The organism is Vreelandella sulfidaeris Esulfide1, assembly GCF_054072535.1.
The window spans coordinates 3,885,307-3,904,288 of sequence record NZ_CM133364.1 but is presented as its reverse complement, the minus strand read 5'-3'; the positions used below and the strand labels follow the sequence as shown (position 1 = coordinate 3,904,288).

Sequence of the window (18,982 nt, the reverse complement as noted above, 5' to 3'; positions counted from 1 at the left end):
ATCCGTGTACGCTACTTTTGCCATCCATGGCAAAAGACCCTCTCTACGGCCCACCCCCGGCACAGCCGCACCGAGTGAGAAAGGACGCTAGTCATGCTAAAACTAATAGAACGCTTAGGGCCGATAGAGGAAAGCGCAGCCAGCGACACGCTGACGCTGCCCTTCGAGCTGCGCATTCGCGGGCGCTTAAAAACCAAGAGCGATGGCGGCCGTGAGCTGGGATTGTTTCTTGATCGCGGCCCGGTGCTGCGCAGCGGTGAAGGCCTGAAAGCCGAAAGCGGCGAAGTGGTACGTGTTTGTGCCGCCGTGGAACCGGTGGTTACCGCGCGAGTGAGTACTGGCTTACCCCTGGCGCGGTTGGCCTATCACTTGGGCAATCGCCACGTACAGCTGGCGCTGGGTGAAGATGAAAAGGGCGGCTGGGTGCGCTTCCCGCCGGACCACGTGCTGGAAGAACTCGCCGAGCTGTTGGGCGCCGAGCTGGAGCACCACAATGCCACCTTCGACCCAGAGCCAGGCGCCTATAACCAAGTGGGCGGCGGGCATTCGCATTCCCACGGCCACGATCATGACCACCCGCATGAGCACCACCATGCACACTGAGCTCACCGCACTAGAAAGACAAAGCGACGAACTGGCGTTGCTGGGGCTGATGCAACTAGTAAGCCCCGCGCTACCGATTGGCGCCTTCGCGTTTTCCCAAGGCCTGGAAAGTGCCTTTGAGCTGGACTGGGTGCGCGATGAAGCGAGCCTTGCCGAGTGGTTAAGCGGCGTACTGGAAGATGGTCTGACCCGCTGCGAGCTGCCCGTGCTGGCGCGATTGCATGAAGCGTTCGACCAAGCGGATAGTCAATCAATTGCCGCATGGGATGAGTGGCTGGCCGCCACCCGGGAAACCGCCGAGCTGACCGCTGAAGACAGCCGCTTGGGCGCCTCGCTTAAACGCTTGCTGGGCAGCTTGGGATTATTGCCAAGTGAAGACTTACTAACACCCCTGTTACCGACACACACGGGCTACGTTACGCTGTTTGCCTATACGGCTCACTTGCGTGGCGTGTCCGTTCGCCAAACCCTGCTGGGCTTTGCGTGGGCGTGGTTAGAGAACCAACTGGCGGTGGCCTGTAAAGCCTTGCCGCTAGGCCACACCGCTGCTCAGCGCGTGATTGAGAAGCTCCGCCCAGCCTTGGTGGATGCTGTTAACCAAGCGCTAACGCTGGAAGATGACGAACTAGGTCCGGTGCTGCCCGGCCTAGCATTGGCCAGTGCGCTGCACGAAACCCAGTATTCACGCCTGTTTAGAAGTTAAATAGCTTAGAAGTTAACGAGGAGAGAACGATGACTCACTGTTTACGCGTTGGTGTGGGTGGCCCGGTAGGCTCCGGTAAAACCGCGCTGCTCAAGCGGCTCTGTTTAGCGCTGCGGGACTACTACGATATCGCCGTGGTCACCAACGATATCTATACCCGCGAAGACGCCGACTTCCTGCTTAAGCACGACGCCCTCGCGGCGGATCGTATCCTAGGTGTAGAGACCGGCGGCTGCCCGCATACCGCCATTCGTGAAGATGCCTCGATGAATCTGGCAGCCATTGACGAGCTGCAGACGCGGCACCCGAAGCTGGAGCTGGTGATGGTAGAGTCGGGCGGCGACAATCTCTCGGCCACCTTCAGCCCCGAGCTTTCCGACCTGACGCTTTACGTGATCGACGTATCCGCTGGCGACAAGATTCCCCGCAAGGGTGGGCCGGGCATCACCAAGTCGGATTTGCTGATTATCAACAAGATCGATATCGCCGAGCAGGTGCACGCTTCGCTAGAAGTCATGGAGCGCGATTCCAAGAAAATGCGTGGCGAGCGGCCCTTCGTGTTTACCAATCTTTACGACGGGATAGGGCTTGAAGAGATTATTCGCTTTATTCTCGACAAAGGAATGCTGGACGAGCGGCGCCCGCAGCTAGAAGTGACCACTAGCTAATGTCGTCCATACCGCACGTTGGCGGGTCAATCGACCCGTGTAACCGGCTGGCGGGCTGGATCAATGTGCCAAGGCAGGCCAAGGCGCGTATTGCGTTCTAACTCTGCAATCACCTGGGCGCCCAGCAGTAAAATGATGGCGCCCACTTCAAGGCTGATCAGTACGATCACCAGCGTTGCCAGCGAGCCGTAAACGGCATTAACAAACGATAGGTTGGCAAAATAGTAGACCAGTAACAGCCGTACGCCTTCCCACATGAGCGCCGCGACGAACCCTCCCACGACCGCACGGTGTAAGGCGATGCGCACGACGGGTAGCACTTTGTAAATAGCGCTGAAAAGTAGAAAAACCCCAATGAAGCTGGCCAGGTTCAGTACTGGTTCTGAAAAGTTGGCTAACGGCAGTTCCCGCTCAAATAACAAAAACACCAACGTATTGAGCGAACTGGCCAAGGTAACCACCAGTGTCAGCGCCATCAATCCTGCCCCTAGCACCACCATAAAAGCGTAAGGCAGCATCACCGATACCCATACGCTGCGCTTGATATGCGGGCTCTCCGGCGCATGGAAAATAATGGCCAGGGCGTCTTCCAGCATACGAAAGGCGAATGAACTGAACAGTAATAGAATGGGAAAGCTCAAGATGCCGATCACATCGCGCGAGTCGAGCAGGCTGCGGACGGCCTCTAACAGCACTTCAGCGTGTGCTGGCGCCATGTGGCGTGCCTGAATGGCTAGAACATTGAGAAGATGCTGCTGATCGACCACTTGGGTCAATAACACCACCAGTACGGCAAAAAGCGGCACGATGGAGAGCAGTATATTGTAGCCCACCCCGCCCGCCAGAAGGACACCGTGATTTTTCAGGAAGTTGCGTACTACGCGCCAAGCAAAGTGAGCCAACTGAGGAAGCAGGAGCAGGAAAGTTTTAAAAAACGCAGAGTTTCGGACCATGCTGCCATTCTCCTTGTGCACTTAGGCCATGATACGCTGATGGCGATAGCAAGTAACAAGAGCAAGTAACAGGGAAAGTAAGTGCTTATCCGGCTGGGTTCCAGGGGGTAGTCATAGACGACATGCACGAAAGGAGAGTTTTAAAAAACAATCTAAAAACAAAAAGGTCGCCCTGACCAGGCGGTAGAAGGGTCAGGGCAACCGAAGATTGTGGTTTAGCGTCGTGCTAAAACGGGCCATCCCTGGCCACCACACCTACACAGTGTACTTTTAGCCTCTTGTTATCATTAACTTAGGTTATGCATCTAATCATTATTAGCTAAATAGCTGTGTATCCAGTAAAAAAGTATCCAAAATTGTTAAAGTTTACGTGCTTCAGGCCGATCTAGGCCAAAGATAACGATAAAACCAATCACGCACGCTTTGCTCTGGAACACATATACTTATGACCACTCCTACTACTCCCCTCCCTAAACGATCCTTGGGTTTACAAACCAAGGTGCTGATGTTGGTACTGCTTCCTCTTCTGTTGGTGACAGTCGCGCTGGTTGGTTTTAAAACCTACAGCAATATCCAGGATACTCGTGAGACGTTGGCCGAACAGCGCGAGCAGCTGATCAACGAGCGCCGCAATGCGGTGCGCGATATTGTGCAAATGGCGACTACCGCTATTGCCCCTATCTATGAAAACGCTGGTGCGAATGATGAGGCAGCAAAGCAGCAGGTGGCTGAACTGGTTCGCTCCATGCGCTTTGAAGATAACAACTACATTTTTATTTATGATTATGAGGGTAACAATATCGTCACGGCGCCTGCGCCGGAGCGTGAAGGTACCAACATGATCGATGCTCAGACCCCTGATGGCACCTACCTCATCCGCGAGATCATTAAGGTCGCGCAGAGTGGCGGAGGGCCCTATAGCTACTTATGGGATTACCCAGGTACCGACAGAATTGAACCCAAGCACTCTTACGTCGATCGTCTTGAGAAATGGGACTGGTTGATTGGCGCAGGCGTTTACGTGACTGATGTCGATGGCGCCGTTGCTGAACTTGAAACCGCTGCGGCTGCCGATTTACGTCAAGGGATTATAGTTGCCTCTCTATTGGGCCTAGGGTTGTTCCTCGTCATTGCACTGATAGCGTTCGGCTTAGTGCGTCGCACGTTAGGGCCCATCAAACGCACGACTGCTGCTATGCACGATATAGCCCAAGGGCGCGGGGATTTGACTCGCCGCCTAGCGGTTGAGAGCGGTGACGAAATTGGCGACCTTAGCGTTCAGTTTAATGCCTTTGTAGCGCGTATGCAGGATACCCTGCGCGATGTGCGCAGCAGCACCCTCAGCGTCCACCAGGCGGCGAGCGAAATCTCGCAAAGCTCGGAAGAGCTTGCCACCCGTACTGATCAGGCCGCGGCAAACCTACAACAAACCTCTGCTTCGATGGAAGAGATCACTTCCACGGTCAACCACAGTGCCGACAACGCCGCACAGGCCAATACGCTGGTGCTGTCGACCGCCGAAGTCGCTCGTGAGGGTGAGGCTGCGATGGGGCAAGTTGAAACTACAATGCGCGATATCAATGACTCTGCGTCGCGCATCAGTGACATCATCAGCATGATCGATGCGATTGCCTTCCAAACCAATATTCTGGCGCTCAACGCCTCGGTGGAAGCTGCGCGGGCGGGCGAGCATGGCCGCGGCTTTGCGGTCGTCGCCCAGGAAGTACGTACGTTGGCCAGCCGCTCCAGCGATGCCTCGAAAGAGATTCGTACGCTGATTGATGCCTCGGTGCAGCACACCAATTCAGGTGCGAAGTTGGTACGTAGTGCGGGCGACACTATGCGCGAGATCGTCTCCAGTGTAGCGAAAGTCACCGATGTGATCGGTGAGATTACAGCCGGCGCTAAAGAGCAGAGTAGTGGTATCGGCCAGATCAATACCGCGGTGGCGGAAATGGATACCATGACCCAGCAGAATGCTGCCATGGTGCAAGAATCGACCACTGCCGCTGCCAATATGCGCCGCCATGCTGAGCATCTGAACCAGTTAATCAACTCCTTCGTGCTCGGCGAAGATGAACCCACGCAACGTCACCAAGCGCTAGCGTCTCCGGCCTCTCAGCACCGCGGCAATGATAGTGGTCTGAAACGTCCTGCGCTTGCTGCAAAGCCATCTTCTATGCGTAAGGCAGAAGAGGAGTGGGAAGCGTTCTAACGCTCACTACTTGTAATCGACGGGTATAAAAAACGGGGCTTGCCATTGGCAAGCCCCGTTGCGTTAACGCCACTTAAGATAAACTTCGTTAATTACCCGACCAGCCGAGCAGGATCGGTACGTAGACCACCAGTAGCAACACTCCGATCAGCCCCAGCATATAGGGAATAATCGCGCGGGTAATACGCTCCAACGGTAACTGTGTGATGGAAGACGCCACGTACAGATTGATCGCCACTGGCGGGGTAATCATGCCGATGGAAAGCCCTACCACGATAATCAAACCAAAGTGGATCGGGTCAATCCCCAGCTGCAGCACCAGCGGCAACAGCACCGGCGTGAGGATAATCAGCGCACTGGCGGTTTCAATAAACACCCCAGTGAGCAGAATAATCCCGACGATCAGCAGCATGATCACGTACGGGTTCGTGGAGAGTGACAGCACCGCTTGGGCAATTGCCCCCGGCACCTGCCAGCTAGAGAGCGTCCAGCTCAGCACCGCCGACATGGCAATCACCAGCATAATCACCGCGGTGGTCATCGCCGAACGGATCAGCAGCTTGTAAATCTGGGGCAGGTTGAGGTCACGATACACAAACAGCGACACCAGCATGGCGTAGTTCACCGCCACTACGGCCGCCTCCGATGGTGTGAAGATCCCTGAAAAGATACCGCCGAGGATAATCACCGGCGTCATCAAGCCCCAGCTGGCGTCTTTAAAGGTCGTCCAGATGGTTGAAAGCGAAAGCGGCGTGCCCTTGGGGTATTGGCGCTTATAAGCCTGCGCAATCGCAATCGCCATTAACCCCAGTCCCATCGCCAGCCCCGGCAAAAAGCCATTTAAAAACAACTTGGAGACAGACTGCTGGGCGATAACGGCGTAGATGATCATCGGCACCGAGGGCGGGATCACCACCCCAATGGTACCGCTGGCGGCGATTAAGCTGGCCGCTGAGGCCGGGTCATAGCCTTTGCGCTTAAGCTCGGGCACCAGACTGGAGCCCACCGCTGCGGTGGTGGCTGCACCGGAGCCGGAGATGGCCGCAAAGAACATGCCCGCCATCACCGAGACCACCGAAAGCCCGCCGCGCATAAAGCCGACCAGCGAATCGGCGAAGCTGACCAGCTTCTCGCTCACCTTGCCCTGGGCCATCAAGTCCCCGGCGAGAATAAACATGGGGATTGCGACCAGGGCGAAGGAGTTGATGCCCTGGAACATCTGCTGGGTCACCACCATCAGTGGCACGCCGGATTGGTGCAGGGCATACAGCGTGCTGGCACCAATCGCGAAGGCAATCGGCACACCGAGCAGCATAAACAGCAAGAACAGCCCAAACAGCAACAGCGTCATAGCGACTCCTCCTGGGGCTGGGAGGTCTTGCCGTTAATCAGCAGCTCGATGATATCGACCAGCGCATACCAAGCCATCATCGCCGCGCAGATTGGCATCACCGCGTAGACGTAGGTCATCGAAAGCCGCAGCGAGGCGGATTTCTGGAAGCTCTGCACCTGCATGTAGCGATAGCCGATCACGATCAGCGTGATCATAAACGCAAGTACCACCAGCAGGGCAGCAATCCGTGCGATTTGGCACAGGCGGCCGGGCAGGGCATCGACCACAAAGGTCACGGCAATGTGTCGCCCACGCTGAAACGCCAGCGTGCCCGCCAAAAAGGTGATCCACACCAGCAGAAAGCGCGCGACCTCTTCAGTCCAGCCGACGGCAGTGAACAGCACGCGTGAGACGATCTGCAGGGTAATCACCCCAATCAGCGCCGCCATGCCCGCAAAGACTACGGGCTGAAGAATGGCGTCCAGAAAGCGTTCAGTACGCTGTAGCAGCGTTACCAATGGGTGCGTTTGTGTGGGCACTTACTTCACTTCCTCCTGGATACGCTGCAGATAGTCGCCGAACTGATCACCGTACTTCTCATAGACCGGGGCAACGGCTTCTTGAAAGGCGGCGATATCCGGTGACTCATTAATTTCCATGCCTGCCTCGGCCAGTTCGGCTAACTGCTCGGCTTCCATAATAGCGTTCTGTTCCCTGGCATAGGCAGAGGCTTCGCTGGCGGCATCAAGCACGATCTCCTGCACCTCCTCTTGAAGGCCGTTCCAGGCGGGTAAGCTCATAATGAAAATCGCTGGCGCATAAATGTGCCGCGTCATGGTGAGGTAGTCCTGGGTTTCCTCAAGGTTAAAGGCATGGATAGCGTTAACCGGGTTTTCCTGGCCATCAATCGTGCCTTGTTGCAGGGCGGTCAGCGCTTCTGTCCACGCCATTGGCACGGCATTGGCGCCGAGTTCACGGAACGTATCCACATAGACCTCGTTCTCGATGACGCGCAGTGTCAGGCCGTCGAGATCCTGGGGCGCATTAATCGCGTGCTGACTATTGGTGATATTGCGAAAGCCGCGCTCCGCAAAGGCCAGCCCTTTCAGGTTCACATTCTCTAACTTGGCCAGTATTTCCTGGCCGATCTCGCCATCCAGCACGGAGTAAGCGGATTCGGCGCTTGGAAAGAGAAACGGCAGCTCAAATACCGAGAATTCATCAACGAAGTTGGCTACCGGCCCGTTGGTGATCACGCCCATATCGACGGTGCCGATCTGCATCCCTTCCAGAATGGTGCGCTCGTCGCCCAGGGAGGCGTTGGGAAAGATCTCTACCGTGACCGCGCCGTCGGTTTGTTCGCTGACCAACTGCTGAAAGCGCTCGGCGGCGATATGGTAAGTATCTTCTGTATTTACCACGGTCGCTAAGCGCAGGTTGGTCGGGGTAATTTCCTCAGCATGGGCCATTAGCGGTAAACCCAGCAGGCCAGCGCATAGCAAGGTTAGGTTTAACTGTTTGAATTTACTTGTATAACAGGATGCGGCGTGAGCGGTAAAGCGGGCGCGATTATTCACATTATCTCCTAGTGGTGGCTGTTCTTATTATCTTGGTGGGCTTCATCTATACCACATCGAACTAACAGGGCAAATTACTTATTTTTATTCCACTATTCGCAATAATAATCCAAAAAATCTTTATAGATCTTGGGCTTGAGTGATTTAAAGGATAGCGATAGCCTGCAAGCATTGATGATTGATTAACTGCCTTGAAGGGCAATTGTAAGGCTTAGCCGATGGCGACGTCTTGACACCATGGCAACGCCAGCTAAAACAGGAATAACCAATGGATAAGTTGCTTAACGATCTAGTGGCGGTAGTCGGCTCAGAAAACGTGTTGCTCGGTGACGATGTCTCCCAGCGTAGCGTCGACTGGTTTACCGGGGCGCCCTGTCGTGCCAAGGCCATTGTCAGGCCCCGCAATACCGAACAGCTCAGCAAAGTGATGGCCCTGTGCTACCAGGCCGACCAACTGGTGGTGACCCATGGCGGCATGACCGGCATCGTGCACGGCGGTGAAGCCAGCCCTGAGGAACTGGTGGTTTCTCTGGAGCTGATGAACCAGATCGAAGAGGTTGACCTAATCGGCTCTACGATTCAGGTTCAGGCCGGGGTGACGCTCCAACGTGTGCAGGAAGCCGCAGCGGAGATCGATATGCAGTTTCCGCTCGACCTTGGCGCCCGAGGCTCGTGCACCATTGGCGGCAATATCGCCACCAACGCAGGCGGTATACGGGTCATTCGCTACGGCATGATGCGCCAGCAAGTACTGGGGCTGGAAGCCGTGCTCAGCGACGGCACCGTGGTCAGCTCGCTGAACAAAATGCTCAAGAACAACGCGGGCTACGACCTCAAACAGCTCTTTATCGGCAGCGAAGGCACCTTGGGTATCGTCACCCGAGCAGTACTCCGGCTGCAGCCGCATATGCCCAGCGAACAAACCGCGCTGGTCGCGGTGCCCTCCTTCGATGCCCTGACTCAGCTGTTACGAAGAGTCTCCCAACAGCTCGCCAATAGCCTTAGCGCCTTCGAGGCGTTGTGGAATAGCCACTACAAACTAGTGACCACAGAGAGCGGCAAGCACGCGCCCCCGCTGGCCGACGACTCGCCTTTCTACGCGATCATCGAAACCCTGGGGCTTGATGACACCCAGGATGCAGAGCATTTCTCAGAGATTCTGCAAAAGGCGATGGAAGACGGCTTGATCACCGATGCCGTGCTGGCCAATTCTGGCGCTCAGCGCCAGGGCATTTGGGCGATTCGGGAAGATATCGAAGTGCTAGTGAAAGAGCTGAAGCCGATGTTCTCCTATGATATCAGCCTGCCGATTCCGTATATGGACGCCTATGTTGCTACACTGGAGCAAAACCTCAAGGCGCAGTTTCCCCAAACAGGTAAAATGATCGTGTTCGGCCATCTTGGCGATGGCAACCTGCACATCATGATCACGGTGCGCGACGACAGCTCGCAAAGCCGCCGCCAGGTCGAGCAGTTGGTTTACTCCCCCCTGAAAGAGTACGGCGGCTCGATCTCTGCCGAACACGGCATCGGGCTCGAAAAGCGCGACTACCTGAGTATTTCCCGCTCCAGCGAAGAGATCGCTTTAATGAAGCGCATGAAGGTCGCTCTGGATCCCAAACTGCTGTTGAACCGCGGCAAAGTCGTGGCGGTAGAGTGAGTTTGGCGGTTTGATTAAAGGCCGCCCAGGTCGGAGGGGGCTGGTGTCATCAGCTCCCGGGTTAATTGCCGCAACCAGTGTATGCCAGGATCGTGATCCTTTCTTTCATCCCAGCACAGGCAGACTTTGAATGCTGGGACGTCCAAGGGCAGAGCGTAGAACTTCAAGCTATTATTGCGGCAAATGACCCTGGCCGCGCTCTCTGTCACCACGCAAAGCAGTGCTGTGGACGCCAATATTTCCTGCAGCGGATTGATGTAGGGCGTCTTGGCGACGATTTTGCGTCCTAACCCCAACTCCCTCAGTTTTTCATTAATTAACAGCGGGCTATCTTCACGGTGCGACAAAGCGACCTGCGGGGAGCTTAAAAACGCCTCAAGGCTAATGGTACTGCCCTCGCCATGAAATGTAGCATCACCCACACAGCCAATCACATCGTCAAACAGGTACTCATGATGAGAGGTGAGCGGCAAGGTTTCGAACTGCACTACCGCCAGGTCGATATCGTGCTCTTGAAGGACTTGTTGGGCACCCTCTGCACTTGCGATGCGCGTGGAGAGCATGTTGAAACACAAATCTGGCGCGTGTTCCAAGCAGTGCTGAATAAGCTTGGGTTGTAGCTGTTGGCTGACATAGTCCACCAAACTGACACGAAACTCCCGCTTTGATGTGGCAGGTGAAAACTCGTTACTACTGTGAACTGCCTGATCGAGGTAGAACAGCCCTTTGGCTACGGCGGCATCCATCTGCCGGGCAAGCGGGGTCGGTTGCATGCCCTCCAGCGTCTTGATGAAAAGCGGGTCGTCCATTAATAGGCGGAGCTTTTTCAGCGAGTGGCTGACGGCCGGTTGCGTCAGGCAGAGCGCTTGTGCGGTCAGCGTCAAACTCCGTTTCCAATAAAGCGTGTGAAAGACCAATAGTAAATTGAGATTTATCTTATTGAGCCTGTTCGCCAGCTTCGCATTGGTGGTGTCAGCCATCAGGCATGTCTCTTGGTTGGAAGGGCCGTCCCGGCGCGGGAACAGCCCTCAGCCATTGCTGTAAAAGCATTTTAGCTACTGTCTGGCTTGCCTCGATGGGAAGCGAATTACTTAAGCGCCTCCTGGATGCGCGGCAAGTAATCACCGAACTGTTCGCCGTACTTCTCATACACCGGCGCGACGGCGGCTTGGAAGGCCTCCATATCTGGATCGTCGTTGATCTCCATGCCCGCATCACGCAGCGCTTGCAGCTGTTCGCTTTCCATCTCTGCGTTCACCTGGCGCTCATGCTCGGCAGCTTCCTGGGCGGCTTCAAGCAGCACTTCTTGGGCCTGTTCCGGCAGTTGGCTCCATGCAGGCATACCCATCACAAAAATCGCCGGCGCATAGGTGTGGCGTGAAAGGGTCATGTAGTTCTGGGTTTCATCCAGGTTGAACGAGTGGATCACGTTCACTGGGTTTTCCTGGCCGTCGATGGTGCCCTGTTGCATAGCGGTAAGCGCTTCGGTCCACGCCATGGGAATCGCATTGGCGCCCAGCTCGCGGAAGGTGTCGGTGTAGACCGGATTTTCCATCACGCGGATACGCAGGCCGTCCAGGTCTTCCGGCGAGTTTACGGCGCGCTCGCTGTTGGTCAGGTTGCGGAAACCGCGTTCGGCGTAGGCCATACCTTTCAGGTTCACCTCAGAAAGCTTGTCGAGCAACTCCTGGCCAATCGGGCCATCGAGCACTTGGTAAGCGGCTTCCGGGGAGGGGAATAGGAACGGCAGTTCGAATACCGCCATCTCTTCGACAAAGTTGGCGACTGGCCCGTTGGTGATCACGCCCATATCCACGGTGCCGATCTGCATGCCTTCCAGCAGCGTGCGTTCGTCACCCAAGGTGGCATTGGGATAAATCTCGATATCCACCTTGCCGTCGGTGCGCTCTTCCACCAGTTCTTCAAATTTGGTGGCGGCGATGTGGAAACCATCCTGCTCATTGACCACATGGGCCAGGCGCAGGGTAACCGGATCCATATCAGCAAAATCAGCGGCGTTCGCGGCGCTGACCAGCGCCAGTGATATGCCCAGTGCCAGCGTGCTAAGTGCAAATGTTTTCATATTATTATGTTCCCAATCGATGAAGGTGCAGAAGTGCTCCCAAAGCATGCACCACCGCGGGGAAAACGGTCAATTGACCAAAGGACTCAAGCGCCATACGGCTGGACACAGCCGCCCCGCACGGTTACGATACGCACCCACAAGCGCCCGTAGCTCAGTTGGATAGAGTATCGGCCTCCGAAGCCGAGGGTCGCAGGTTCAAATCCTGCCGGGCGCGCCAAATTGAAACCCCGAGCAGCTATTTTTTCTGCTCGGGGTTTTTTCGTTGAGGCTACTTACTTCTCAGAGTACGGTTGCAAGTAGAAGTGATGGCAGCCTATATTAAGTTTAATGCAGTTGAGATTCGATTTTGGTGACAAAATGCATGATCCTAAAAGGAATGCTCAGCTTTTTACGAGTAGGCGAATCAATGAAATCGCCAATGGAGATCTAAGCTTTTTATTAGAGATAGCTGCTGTACATGAAAAAAAGCTACCAGAATTTTTTTCAGTACTGGATGTTTTCGAGCTTTGTTTCCTTGAGCTGTCTAAAAACTATAGAGCTGAGTATTATTTTAAAAATACTGTAGCAAGAAAAATATTATTTGGCATTCACTCTTTAAATACAGCAACTGTTATTCCTGAATTCCGTGTTGGTAAAAATAAAGCTGATTGTGTTGTTTTGAACGGGAGAAGTGTCTGTTACGAAATAAAATCAAGTTATGATAATTTGTCGCGTTTGCCTGATCAATTAGCATCATATAAAAAAATATTTGACGAGGTTGTTGTTGTAACTAGTCGTGAGCATTTAGAGAAAGTGATAGAAAGTATTCCATGTGATGTCGGGGTGAGTGAGCTGACTAAAAGAAATACTTTAAGTATTGTGAAAAATGCTAGCAATAATAGTAGTGAACCTGTCGATATTCCGATTTTGATGAAATCTTTGCGATTGAACGAATACAAGGAAATGGTACGTTTGGCTACAGGGAAGGCGCCATCAGAGAATAATACAGAAATTTATGAAAAATGTGAAAAAGAGCTTTCTAAAATATCATCCCAAAAAATTAGAGAGCTTTTCTGCAAAGTGCTCAAAGAAACAAGAAAAATTGATAAAGGTTATGTGACTAAATTGCCTGAATCACTATTGATAGCAGGTATCGGCTACAGCATGAAGCAAAGTAGCAAAAAGACATTTGTCAATAACTTAAATATTAATTTAAGTAAGGAAATGCTATGTACTACCCGATTCTCAGAGGTAAGCAGTTCGAGTTAATTGCTCTTAGGGAGCTGTCAGAGGTTCTTGATAACAAGTTATTTTGCCCGGTTATTGAGCCTGTGAGGATAAATACAAACCCTCTGAAGAAGACGCTGGAAGTGCTTTCTAAAAAGGGGATAAAGCCATTTTTAATAATAAATCCTGATGTGGGAAATTTTATTAAAAAAGGAGAGAATATAGCTTTTTTTAATGATATAAGCGAATGTTCAGAGATGTATACTCCTTGCGTAAAAGTCAATAGTTTAAGCGATTTTGATAATATTAAAAGCTACTCGTTAGAGCTTGAAGATGTTGCGGTTTTTGTATCTGGTAGTGTTGATAAAAATATGCTTAGCTGTTTGCATAAAGCTAAATGTGTTTTAGCCAATAGGGAAAAAATACATCCTGGTGCTTTAGCTCAGTTGAATAGAGTGATTCTTTATTCAGATTCATTTGATAAAAAAAACAGGAATGCTGACTACGCCGAGACATCTTTTTTCTCTACTCTACATACGGAGTGGAAAAACTATAATGGAGCTATAGGGTTCGGAGATTATACGGTTTTAAGTCAAGAATATACCGAAGCTGGTGGCCCAGCATATGTTGTTACAATACACCTTAGCTATATAGATGAAGATTCTTTTTATTCTATGCGTGTAAGACATTTTTCTTCTTATGATGATGAGTCTCCTGCAAATCCTGGTGGTAAATTTAAAAATGCGCTTTTAAATCTTTGTGAGTTTGTCGAAAAAAATCCTAATGAGTTTTACCTAACTTCTGGTTTGAAAGAATTTATTGCTTTAAAAGACAGCTCTTTTCCAGGGCTTGGGCATGTTAAGAAGCTTTCAATGAAACATCATATTGAAACAACGTGCTGTTATATCGGAGAATAAAAGCATGTCTAACTGCTGTGTAAACTGTATCTCTGACTCGGCTTTGTTAACAAAAGTTCATCAAGAAGAAAATATTGCCAGATGCACATATTGTGGCTCTAAAGGTGTTCATTGTATTAATGTTAGGAATCTGTCAGAAAAGCTTGAGATCTTTTTTTATGGTTTGACGGAAGATGCTGATGGTGAAGACTTTGCTGAAATATTAATTTATTATGGTGTGTTTAGTCGCGAAAAAACAGTTATTAATAATATAGTTTCTGATGCTTTTGGCGAGAATATTTTAAATAAAAAATATATCTTTAATTTTGATTTGGATGGGTTCAAAGAGCAGTGGGAAGAGTTTAAAGAAGAGATTAAGCATGGAAACCGATTTTTTCCAAGAGGAACAATTTATTCATCCCTTTTTTCAAATTCAAAGGAAAGTGTAGATGCTGCTGTGTTTTTTCAACTGCTTGAACAATTAGAAATTCAGATCTATCCTCAAGAAATATTTTATAGAGCAAGGCTCTCAGAAACTAAAATTGATGTCGCTGGAATGGGTTGTCCGCCTAAAAATATTGCGACAGCAGGAAGGGCCAATCCTGCTGGTATTCCTTACTTATACTTGGCAGATAATATTGATACCTGCGTTGCAGAAGTAAGACCTTCAAATGCTAGTCGTTTGTTTATATCAGAGTTTTCACCCATCAAGGAGCTAGTAGTGCTAGATTTAACAAATCCAAGGCACCTTTGTGCAGCTTCTTCGTTCGAAGAAGAACAGCTATCAATAGTTTTAAATTATTTAAATTTACTTGAAAAGTTGTCTTTAGATTTATCTAGGCCAGTTAGTAAAGAAAGTAGTGAGTTAGAGTATATACCAACGCAATTCCTTTGTGAGTTTATTAAAAGTGTTTCTGGGGTTGGAGGTTTGTTATTTAAAAGCTCTTTTTCAAAAGGGAATAATTTCGTTTTTTTCGAAAGTGGTGATTTGCATGTTTGCGAGCCAAGACAGTTTGAAGTTTATGAGACAAGCCATAAAACTAGGCAGTTATAGCTTGCTCAGAACATAGCTGAGAAAAAATTAACTTCTATCATCCGGTAATTTTTTATCAGTAGGCTCTACAGGATAATACCCTATTAGTCCAGCGTTATTATTGCATAACATGAAGTTTTTTTCCTTTTATTGAATGCAAATATATCTATGGTTGGCTTTTAATGGCCCCTTTAACTGAAGGCGACAGAATCTTTTTAGACTAGCACTTGATGCCACCTCGAGAAATAAAAAATTATCAAAGTGACTATCTTTTTAATTACAATGCCGTGGGCATATAAAGTGGTTATTTTTCATTGCCTGAATATTAGGCTAGAGAAGGAATAGCTTGTAAGAGTTTAAAATTTAAACATCTATATTTTATATTAACCTTTAGCTCCACAGAGTTAAAACGCTCTGCATTTTTTGTTGTGCATCCCGTGGCTGAGGCCCTCTGCTCTATAGCTTGTGCAACTATGTAGTGGATCGCTTCTCTACCAAGGTTTTCCAATCTCAAGATAGGAGCCGGCAATTGTTCACAGCCCCCTGTCTTGTGTCATCAAGTCTTCAGGCTTCAACTCTGCCTGGCTGGGCTACCTACCCACACCTCCCTGATTTCCTCATGCGAGAGGCCGCGATATAACACGAACATCATAATAAAAACCAGAATAAACATCGGCAGGCCGACCATGCTGATCACTTCCTTTAGAGCGGTCAGTCCGGCATCGCCTGCCAGCACGATGAGAAGGGGCGCGCCATCAGCATTGCCATGCACCTACTCGGCCACCGGGGGGCAAACAACAGAAAAGCGCGGCAGGGGCGCCGCGCTTTCATGCCGTATCAGACCGGATGGCCTAAATTATTAACGGGTTTCTATGCCGTCGACTGACTCTTCTTGCGGCGGGACAGTCGTGAAAAGAGTGGCGTAAGAATGACCAGAAGAATCATGACAATAAGCACCTTCGACGTTGTATTCGCTGCCAAGGCTGTCCAATCGCCGCCACCAATACGCAGAGCCAGTCGCAGGTTCTGCTCGGCGAAGCCACCGAGAATTAGGCCCAGCACGACGGGGGGCAATGGGAACTTCAGTTTGTCCATAAAGTAGCCGATAAAACCGAAGCCTAGCATCAAGTAGACGTCGAACATCCGGCCATTGATCGAGTAAACACCTACAACCACTAAGGTGATGATGAAGGCGCCAAGCAGCGGGCGCGGTAGGCGTAACACTTGGGCAAAACTATTGGTGGCCAGGGCGCCGCCGAGCACGATCAGCAAGATAGCGGCGAACAGAAACTGCCACATGAAGCCGAACACAATGTCGGGGTTGTCACGGAAGAGCATCGGGCCAGGTTGCAGACCGTGGATCATCAGACCACCGAGCATCACTGCAGCCACCGCAGTGCCGGGGATGCCGAGAGTCAGGGCGGGAATCAGTGCCGAGGCGGTATCGGCGTTGTTAGCGGTCTCGGAGGCCGCTACGCCCTCGGGTTCGCCCTTGCCCCATTCGTCGGGATTACTGGATGCGCGACGTGCTTCGTTGTAGCTAAGAAAGGCCGCCATTGATCCACCAGCGCCTGGCAGAATGCCGACGAACACGCCGATCACCGAGGAGCGCAGCCAAGTCTTCCAGAATCTCAGCATGCTCGGCAAGGCTTTCCAGAGGCTTGTCGTATTGAGCCTTCCGGCGGTGGAGGTGTCGACATCCATGACCTCCTCCAGGAGGGCGATTGCCGGCGGTATGGCGTAGAGCCCGACGAGCAGCACAACGATGTTGATGCCGTCGAGTAACTCTAGGTGGCCGAAGGTGTAGCGGTCGTAGCCGGAGATGGAGTCTAGCCCGACCAGCGAGACGAAAACGCCAAAACAGGCGCTTAACAGGCCCTTGAGGACGTCGCCGCCGAGCAGAAAGACGATGGCCGAGAGGCCGAAGACGGCGACCCAGAAAACCTCTGAGGGACCAAACAGCAGGGTTACCTTGGCCAGCGGCGGGGCCAATAGCATGAGCACGATGGCCGAGACGATGCCGCCGATGGCGGAAGATACCACTGACACCTGAAGCGCATAGCCGCCCCTGCCTTGCTGGGCCATTGGGTAGCCGTCGAAACTGGTGGCTACGGCGGCGGGGGTGCCGGGAATGCGCAACAGCACCGCGGGAATAGCACCGCCGTACATGGCGCCGTTATAGATACCGGCCATCATGCCGAGTGCCACTAGTGGGTCCATGCCGAAGGTGAAGGGAATCAGTACCGAGATTGCCATGGTGGCGCTGAGCCCGGGCAAGGCACCAATACAGATGCCCGTTATGACGCCGAGCACGACAGCGGCGAAATTGCCGAGAGACAGTACCGCTGGGAGCGCATCAATTAAACTTCCATACATGTGTCAGCCCTCTTTCAGCGTATGAAGAATTCAGTGGGAAGATCTTGCCCCATCAGCAAGGCGAAAATTATTGCCAAGCCTCCGGTGAATATCAGATCCGCCAGCAGTAACCGCTTGATATCCCGATAGCCGAAGCTCCACGCCACCAAAGGCACCATAACCGCGGTGGTGGTGTAAAAGCCGATCAAACTCACACCGGCCACATAGAGCCCAATAGCTACGACGATGCCGAGAAAGCGCGGCAAATTATCGAAGATTTGGTACCGCGGGGCTTTAAAACGCTCGCTTCGATTGGCGATGAAAACTCGTAAGATCATTAATACAGAAAGCCCGATTAGCGTGCTCAGCATTGTTATAGGCAGCAACGAGCTCATGGTCGGCATGTCGGGTGTGCGTAGCAAAAGAAACCCTGCGACAACAATGATGGCGATACCGGTGATGAGGTCGGGATGAGGTCCTTGCCCTGAAGTGGTTTGTTTCATGTTCTATTCTCTGGCTGGCTTGCTCGTAGAGCGTCTACCACCAAGCAAGTTGAGCGACATGGTGGAGGGGACGTTTTATCCAGTGACGGGGCGTGACGAAGGGGGCTGGTTATGGCCAGCCGGGGTGATTGAACACCCCGGCCAATCACTTTATTTCCAGGGTGAGGATTCCCACACACGCTCGGCCAGTTCAAGCTGCTCTGCGTTGAGTGCTTGAAAATCATCGCCTGTCGTCAGACTGATAGGATTCCCAGATTTGAGCATAGCCTCTTGGAATTTTGGATCCTCATAGGCCTTCTCGAAGGCACTAATAAGACTTGCCTCGACCTCTTCCGGCAGGCCGGAGGGGGCAATAAATCCACGCAGCGAACCGTTGACAAGGTCGTAGCCTTGCTCGGTAAAGGTCGGCACACCTTCCAGTAGTTCAGAGCGTTCATTGGTTGCAATGCCGAGCACATTTAGCTCGTCACGGAAATTGACCACCTCGGATAAGTTGATGATCCCCATGGCGACATGACCGCCCATAAGAGCGCTACGTGCTGGCGCGGAGCCCGAGAAGGGAACGATGGTATATTCAGCGTCGGTCTCTTCGGAGAGCCGAATAAGGAAGAAGTGATCATCGCCGCCGAGGCTCGACATGCTGACGGTGATGGCCCCATCACGTTCCTGGGCTGCAGCGACCAGTTTATCCATGCTGTCGATGTCGCTGCTCTTAGGGGTGACGATTACATTGGGATCGTCTACCACGTTGGCCAGGTAGGTGAAGCTATCGGCGTCGTAGTCGGCATCTCGGTCAAGGGTACGGGCCATCATGCCGGGCAGGTTGTAGGTGCCGATAGTGTAGCCATCGGGATCGGCCTCGGCCGCGGCGGTGACGCCTATCTGGCCGCTGGCGCCGGGCATATTCTTCACTACGACCGTAGCGTCATCGCCAAGATACTGCTCAAGGAAAGGCGCAACGGTGCGGGCCATGACGTCGGTTCCACCACCTGCCGCATAGCCGACGATCAGGTCTATCTTTTTCTCGGGATAGTCAGCGAGAGCCTGAGTCGAGGTAATGCTAGCGAGGCAGAGAGTGGCGGCGATGGTAGAAAACTTAGTGATCATGTTGTTGTGCTCCCGTTTACATTCACGGATGGTCTAAAAGGTTAAGCCTGTCTAGTGCAGTGAACAGTACAGAATTACTTGATT

At 52.1% G+C, this 18,982-nt stretch carries 18 protein-coding genes and 1 tRNA gene; 9 read left to right on the top strand and 10 right to left on the bottom strand.

From position 1 onward, the window contains the following. Positions 1–93 precede the first annotated feature (93 nt). From ureE to ureG, 3 genes are read left to right on the top strand one after another with little or no spacing between them, the layout of a single operon-like run. On the top strand, positions 94–603 hold the full coding sequence (gene ureE, locus ACW44H_RS18150) for an urease accessory protein UreE (RefSeq protein WP_457505911.1): 510 nt from the start codon (positions 94–96) through the stop codon (positions 601–603). Then, a complete protein-coding gene (locus ACW44H_RS18145; RefSeq protein ID WP_457509083.1) occupies positions 593–1,306 on the top strand; it encodes an urease accessory protein UreF in 714 nt (237 codons plus the stop codon). Before ureE ends, ACW44H_RS18145 begins: the two co-directional genes overlap by 11 nt. A 29-nt stretch (positions 1,307–1,335) precedes the next feature. Beyond that, positions 1,336–1,974 carry an urease accessory protein UreG gene (gene ureG / locus ACW44H_RS18140; RefSeq protein WP_457505910.1) on the top strand — a complete coding sequence of 213 codons (639 nt, stop codon included), beginning with the start codon at positions 1,336–1,338 and terminating at the stop codon, positions 1,972–1,974. A gap of 26 nt (positions 1,975–2,000) precedes the next feature. Here ureG and ACW44H_RS18135 read toward each other — a convergent pair whose 3' ends face one another. Continuing rightward, a complete protein-coding gene (locus ACW44H_RS18135) occupies positions 2,001–2,927 on the bottom strand; it encodes a YihY/virulence factor BrkB family protein (RefSeq protein WP_457505909.1) in 927 nt (308 codons plus the stop codon). 445 nt (positions 2,928–3,372) lie between these two features. Here ACW44H_RS18135 and ACW44H_RS18130 point away from each other — a divergent pair, with 445 nt between their 5' ends. After that, positions 3,373–5,142, top strand: coding sequence for a methyl-accepting chemotaxis protein (locus tag ACW44H_RS18130; protein WP_457505908.1), 1,770 nt, complete (start codon positions 3,373–3,375; stop codon positions 5,140–5,142). Positions 5,143–5,230: 88 nt separating this feature from the next. On the opposite strand, the gene ACW44H_RS18125 is transcribed toward ACW44H_RS18130, so the two are convergent. From ACW44H_RS18125 to ACW44H_RS18115, 3 genes are read right to left on the bottom strand one after another with little or no spacing between them, the layout of a single operon-like run. After that, entirely contained in the window at positions 5,231–6,493 is a 1,263-nt protein-coding gene (locus ACW44H_RS18125) for a TRAP transporter large permease (protein ID WP_113270525.1), read from the bottom strand. Then, positions 6,490–7,014, bottom strand: coding sequence for a TRAP transporter small permease (locus tag ACW44H_RS18120; RefSeq protein ID WP_457505907.1), 525 nt, complete (start codon positions 7,012–7,014; stop codon positions 6,490–6,492). The genes ACW44H_RS18125 and ACW44H_RS18120 overlap by 4 nt, the downstream gene beginning before the upstream one ends. Then, positions 7,015–8,052 carry a TRAP transporter substrate-binding protein gene (locus ACW44H_RS18115; protein ID WP_457505906.1) on the bottom strand — a complete coding sequence of 346 codons (1,038 nt, stop codon included), beginning with the start codon at positions 8,050–8,052 and terminating at the stop codon, positions 7,015–7,017. Positions 8,053–8,320: 268 nt separating this feature from the next. On the opposite strand from ACW44H_RS18115, the gene ACW44H_RS18110 reads away from it, so the two are divergent. Next, complete coding sequence (locus ACW44H_RS18110) at positions 8,321–9,712, top strand: FAD-binding oxidoreductase (RefSeq protein WP_457505905.1); 1,392 nt, start codon at positions 8,321–8,323, stop codon at positions 9,710–9,712. Positions 9,713–9,726: 14 nt separating this feature from the next. Here the strand turns inward: ACW44H_RS18110 and ACW44H_RS18105 are convergent, their stop codons facing one another. Continuing rightward, entirely contained in the window at positions 9,727–10,692 is a 966-nt protein-coding gene (locus ACW44H_RS18105) for a LysR family transcriptional regulator (RefSeq protein ID WP_457505904.1), read from the bottom strand. A gap of 107 nt (positions 10,693–10,799) precedes the next feature. Beyond that, a complete protein-coding gene (locus tag ACW44H_RS18100; RefSeq protein WP_457505903.1) occupies positions 10,800–11,795 on the bottom strand; it encodes a TRAP transporter substrate-binding protein in 996 nt (331 codons plus the stop codon). A gap of 143 nt (positions 11,796–11,938) precedes the next feature. Here ACW44H_RS18100 and ACW44H_RS18095 point away from each other — a divergent pair. The 4 genes from ACW44H_RS18095 to ACW44H_RS18080 all read left to right on the top strand — a co-directional run bounded on the left by ACW44H_RS18095 (position 11,939) and on the right by ACW44H_RS18080 (position 14,954). Further along, positions 11,939–12,015: transfer RNA gene (locus ACW44H_RS18095), tRNA-Arg, on the top strand. Between the two features lie 140 nt (positions 12,016–12,155). Next, entirely contained in the window at positions 12,156–13,046 is an 891-nt protein-coding gene (locus ACW44H_RS18090; RefSeq protein WP_457505902.1) for a sce7726 family protein, read from the top strand. Next, complete coding sequence (locus ACW44H_RS18085) at positions 13,007–13,921, top strand: sce7725 family protein (protein ID WP_457505901.1); 915 nt, start codon at positions 13,007–13,009, stop codon at positions 13,919–13,921. The genes ACW44H_RS18090 and ACW44H_RS18085 overlap by 40 nt, the downstream gene beginning before the upstream one ends. Further along, a complete protein-coding gene (locus ACW44H_RS18080; RefSeq protein ID WP_457505900.1) occupies positions 13,890–14,954 on the top strand; it encodes an RES domain-containing protein in 1,065 nt (354 codons plus the stop codon). Before ACW44H_RS18085 ends, ACW44H_RS18080 begins: the two co-directional genes overlap by 32 nt. Before the next feature lie 550 nt (positions 14,955–15,504). On the opposite strand, the gene ACW44H_RS18075 is transcribed toward ACW44H_RS18080, so the two are convergent. From ACW44H_RS18075 to ACW44H_RS18060, 4 genes are all read right to left on the bottom strand, one after another. Beyond that, the gene (locus ACW44H_RS18075) at positions 15,505–15,705 is read right to left on the bottom strand and encodes a hypothetical protein (protein ID WP_457505899.1); all 201 of its coding nucleotides are present in this window, start codon (positions 15,703–15,705) and stop codon (positions 15,505–15,507) included. Positions 15,706–15,803: 98 nt separating this feature from the next. Beyond that, positions 15,804–17,309, bottom strand: a complete 1,506-nt coding sequence (locus tag ACW44H_RS18070; RefSeq protein ID WP_457505898.1) for a tripartite tricarboxylate transporter permease — start codon at positions 17,307–17,309, stop codon at positions 15,804–15,806. 14 nt (positions 17,310–17,323) lie between these two features. After that, entirely contained in the window at positions 17,324–17,791 is a 468-nt protein-coding gene (locus ACW44H_RS18065) for a tripartite tricarboxylate transporter TctB family protein (protein WP_457505897.1), read from the bottom strand. Between the two features lie 150 nt (positions 17,792–17,941). Next, the gene (locus ACW44H_RS18060; RefSeq protein WP_457505896.1) at positions 17,942–18,898 is read right to left on the bottom strand and encodes a Bug family tripartite tricarboxylate transporter substrate binding protein; all 957 of its coding nucleotides are present in this window, start codon (positions 18,896–18,898) and stop codon (positions 17,942–17,944) included. Positions 18,899–18,982: the final 84 nt, after the last annotated feature.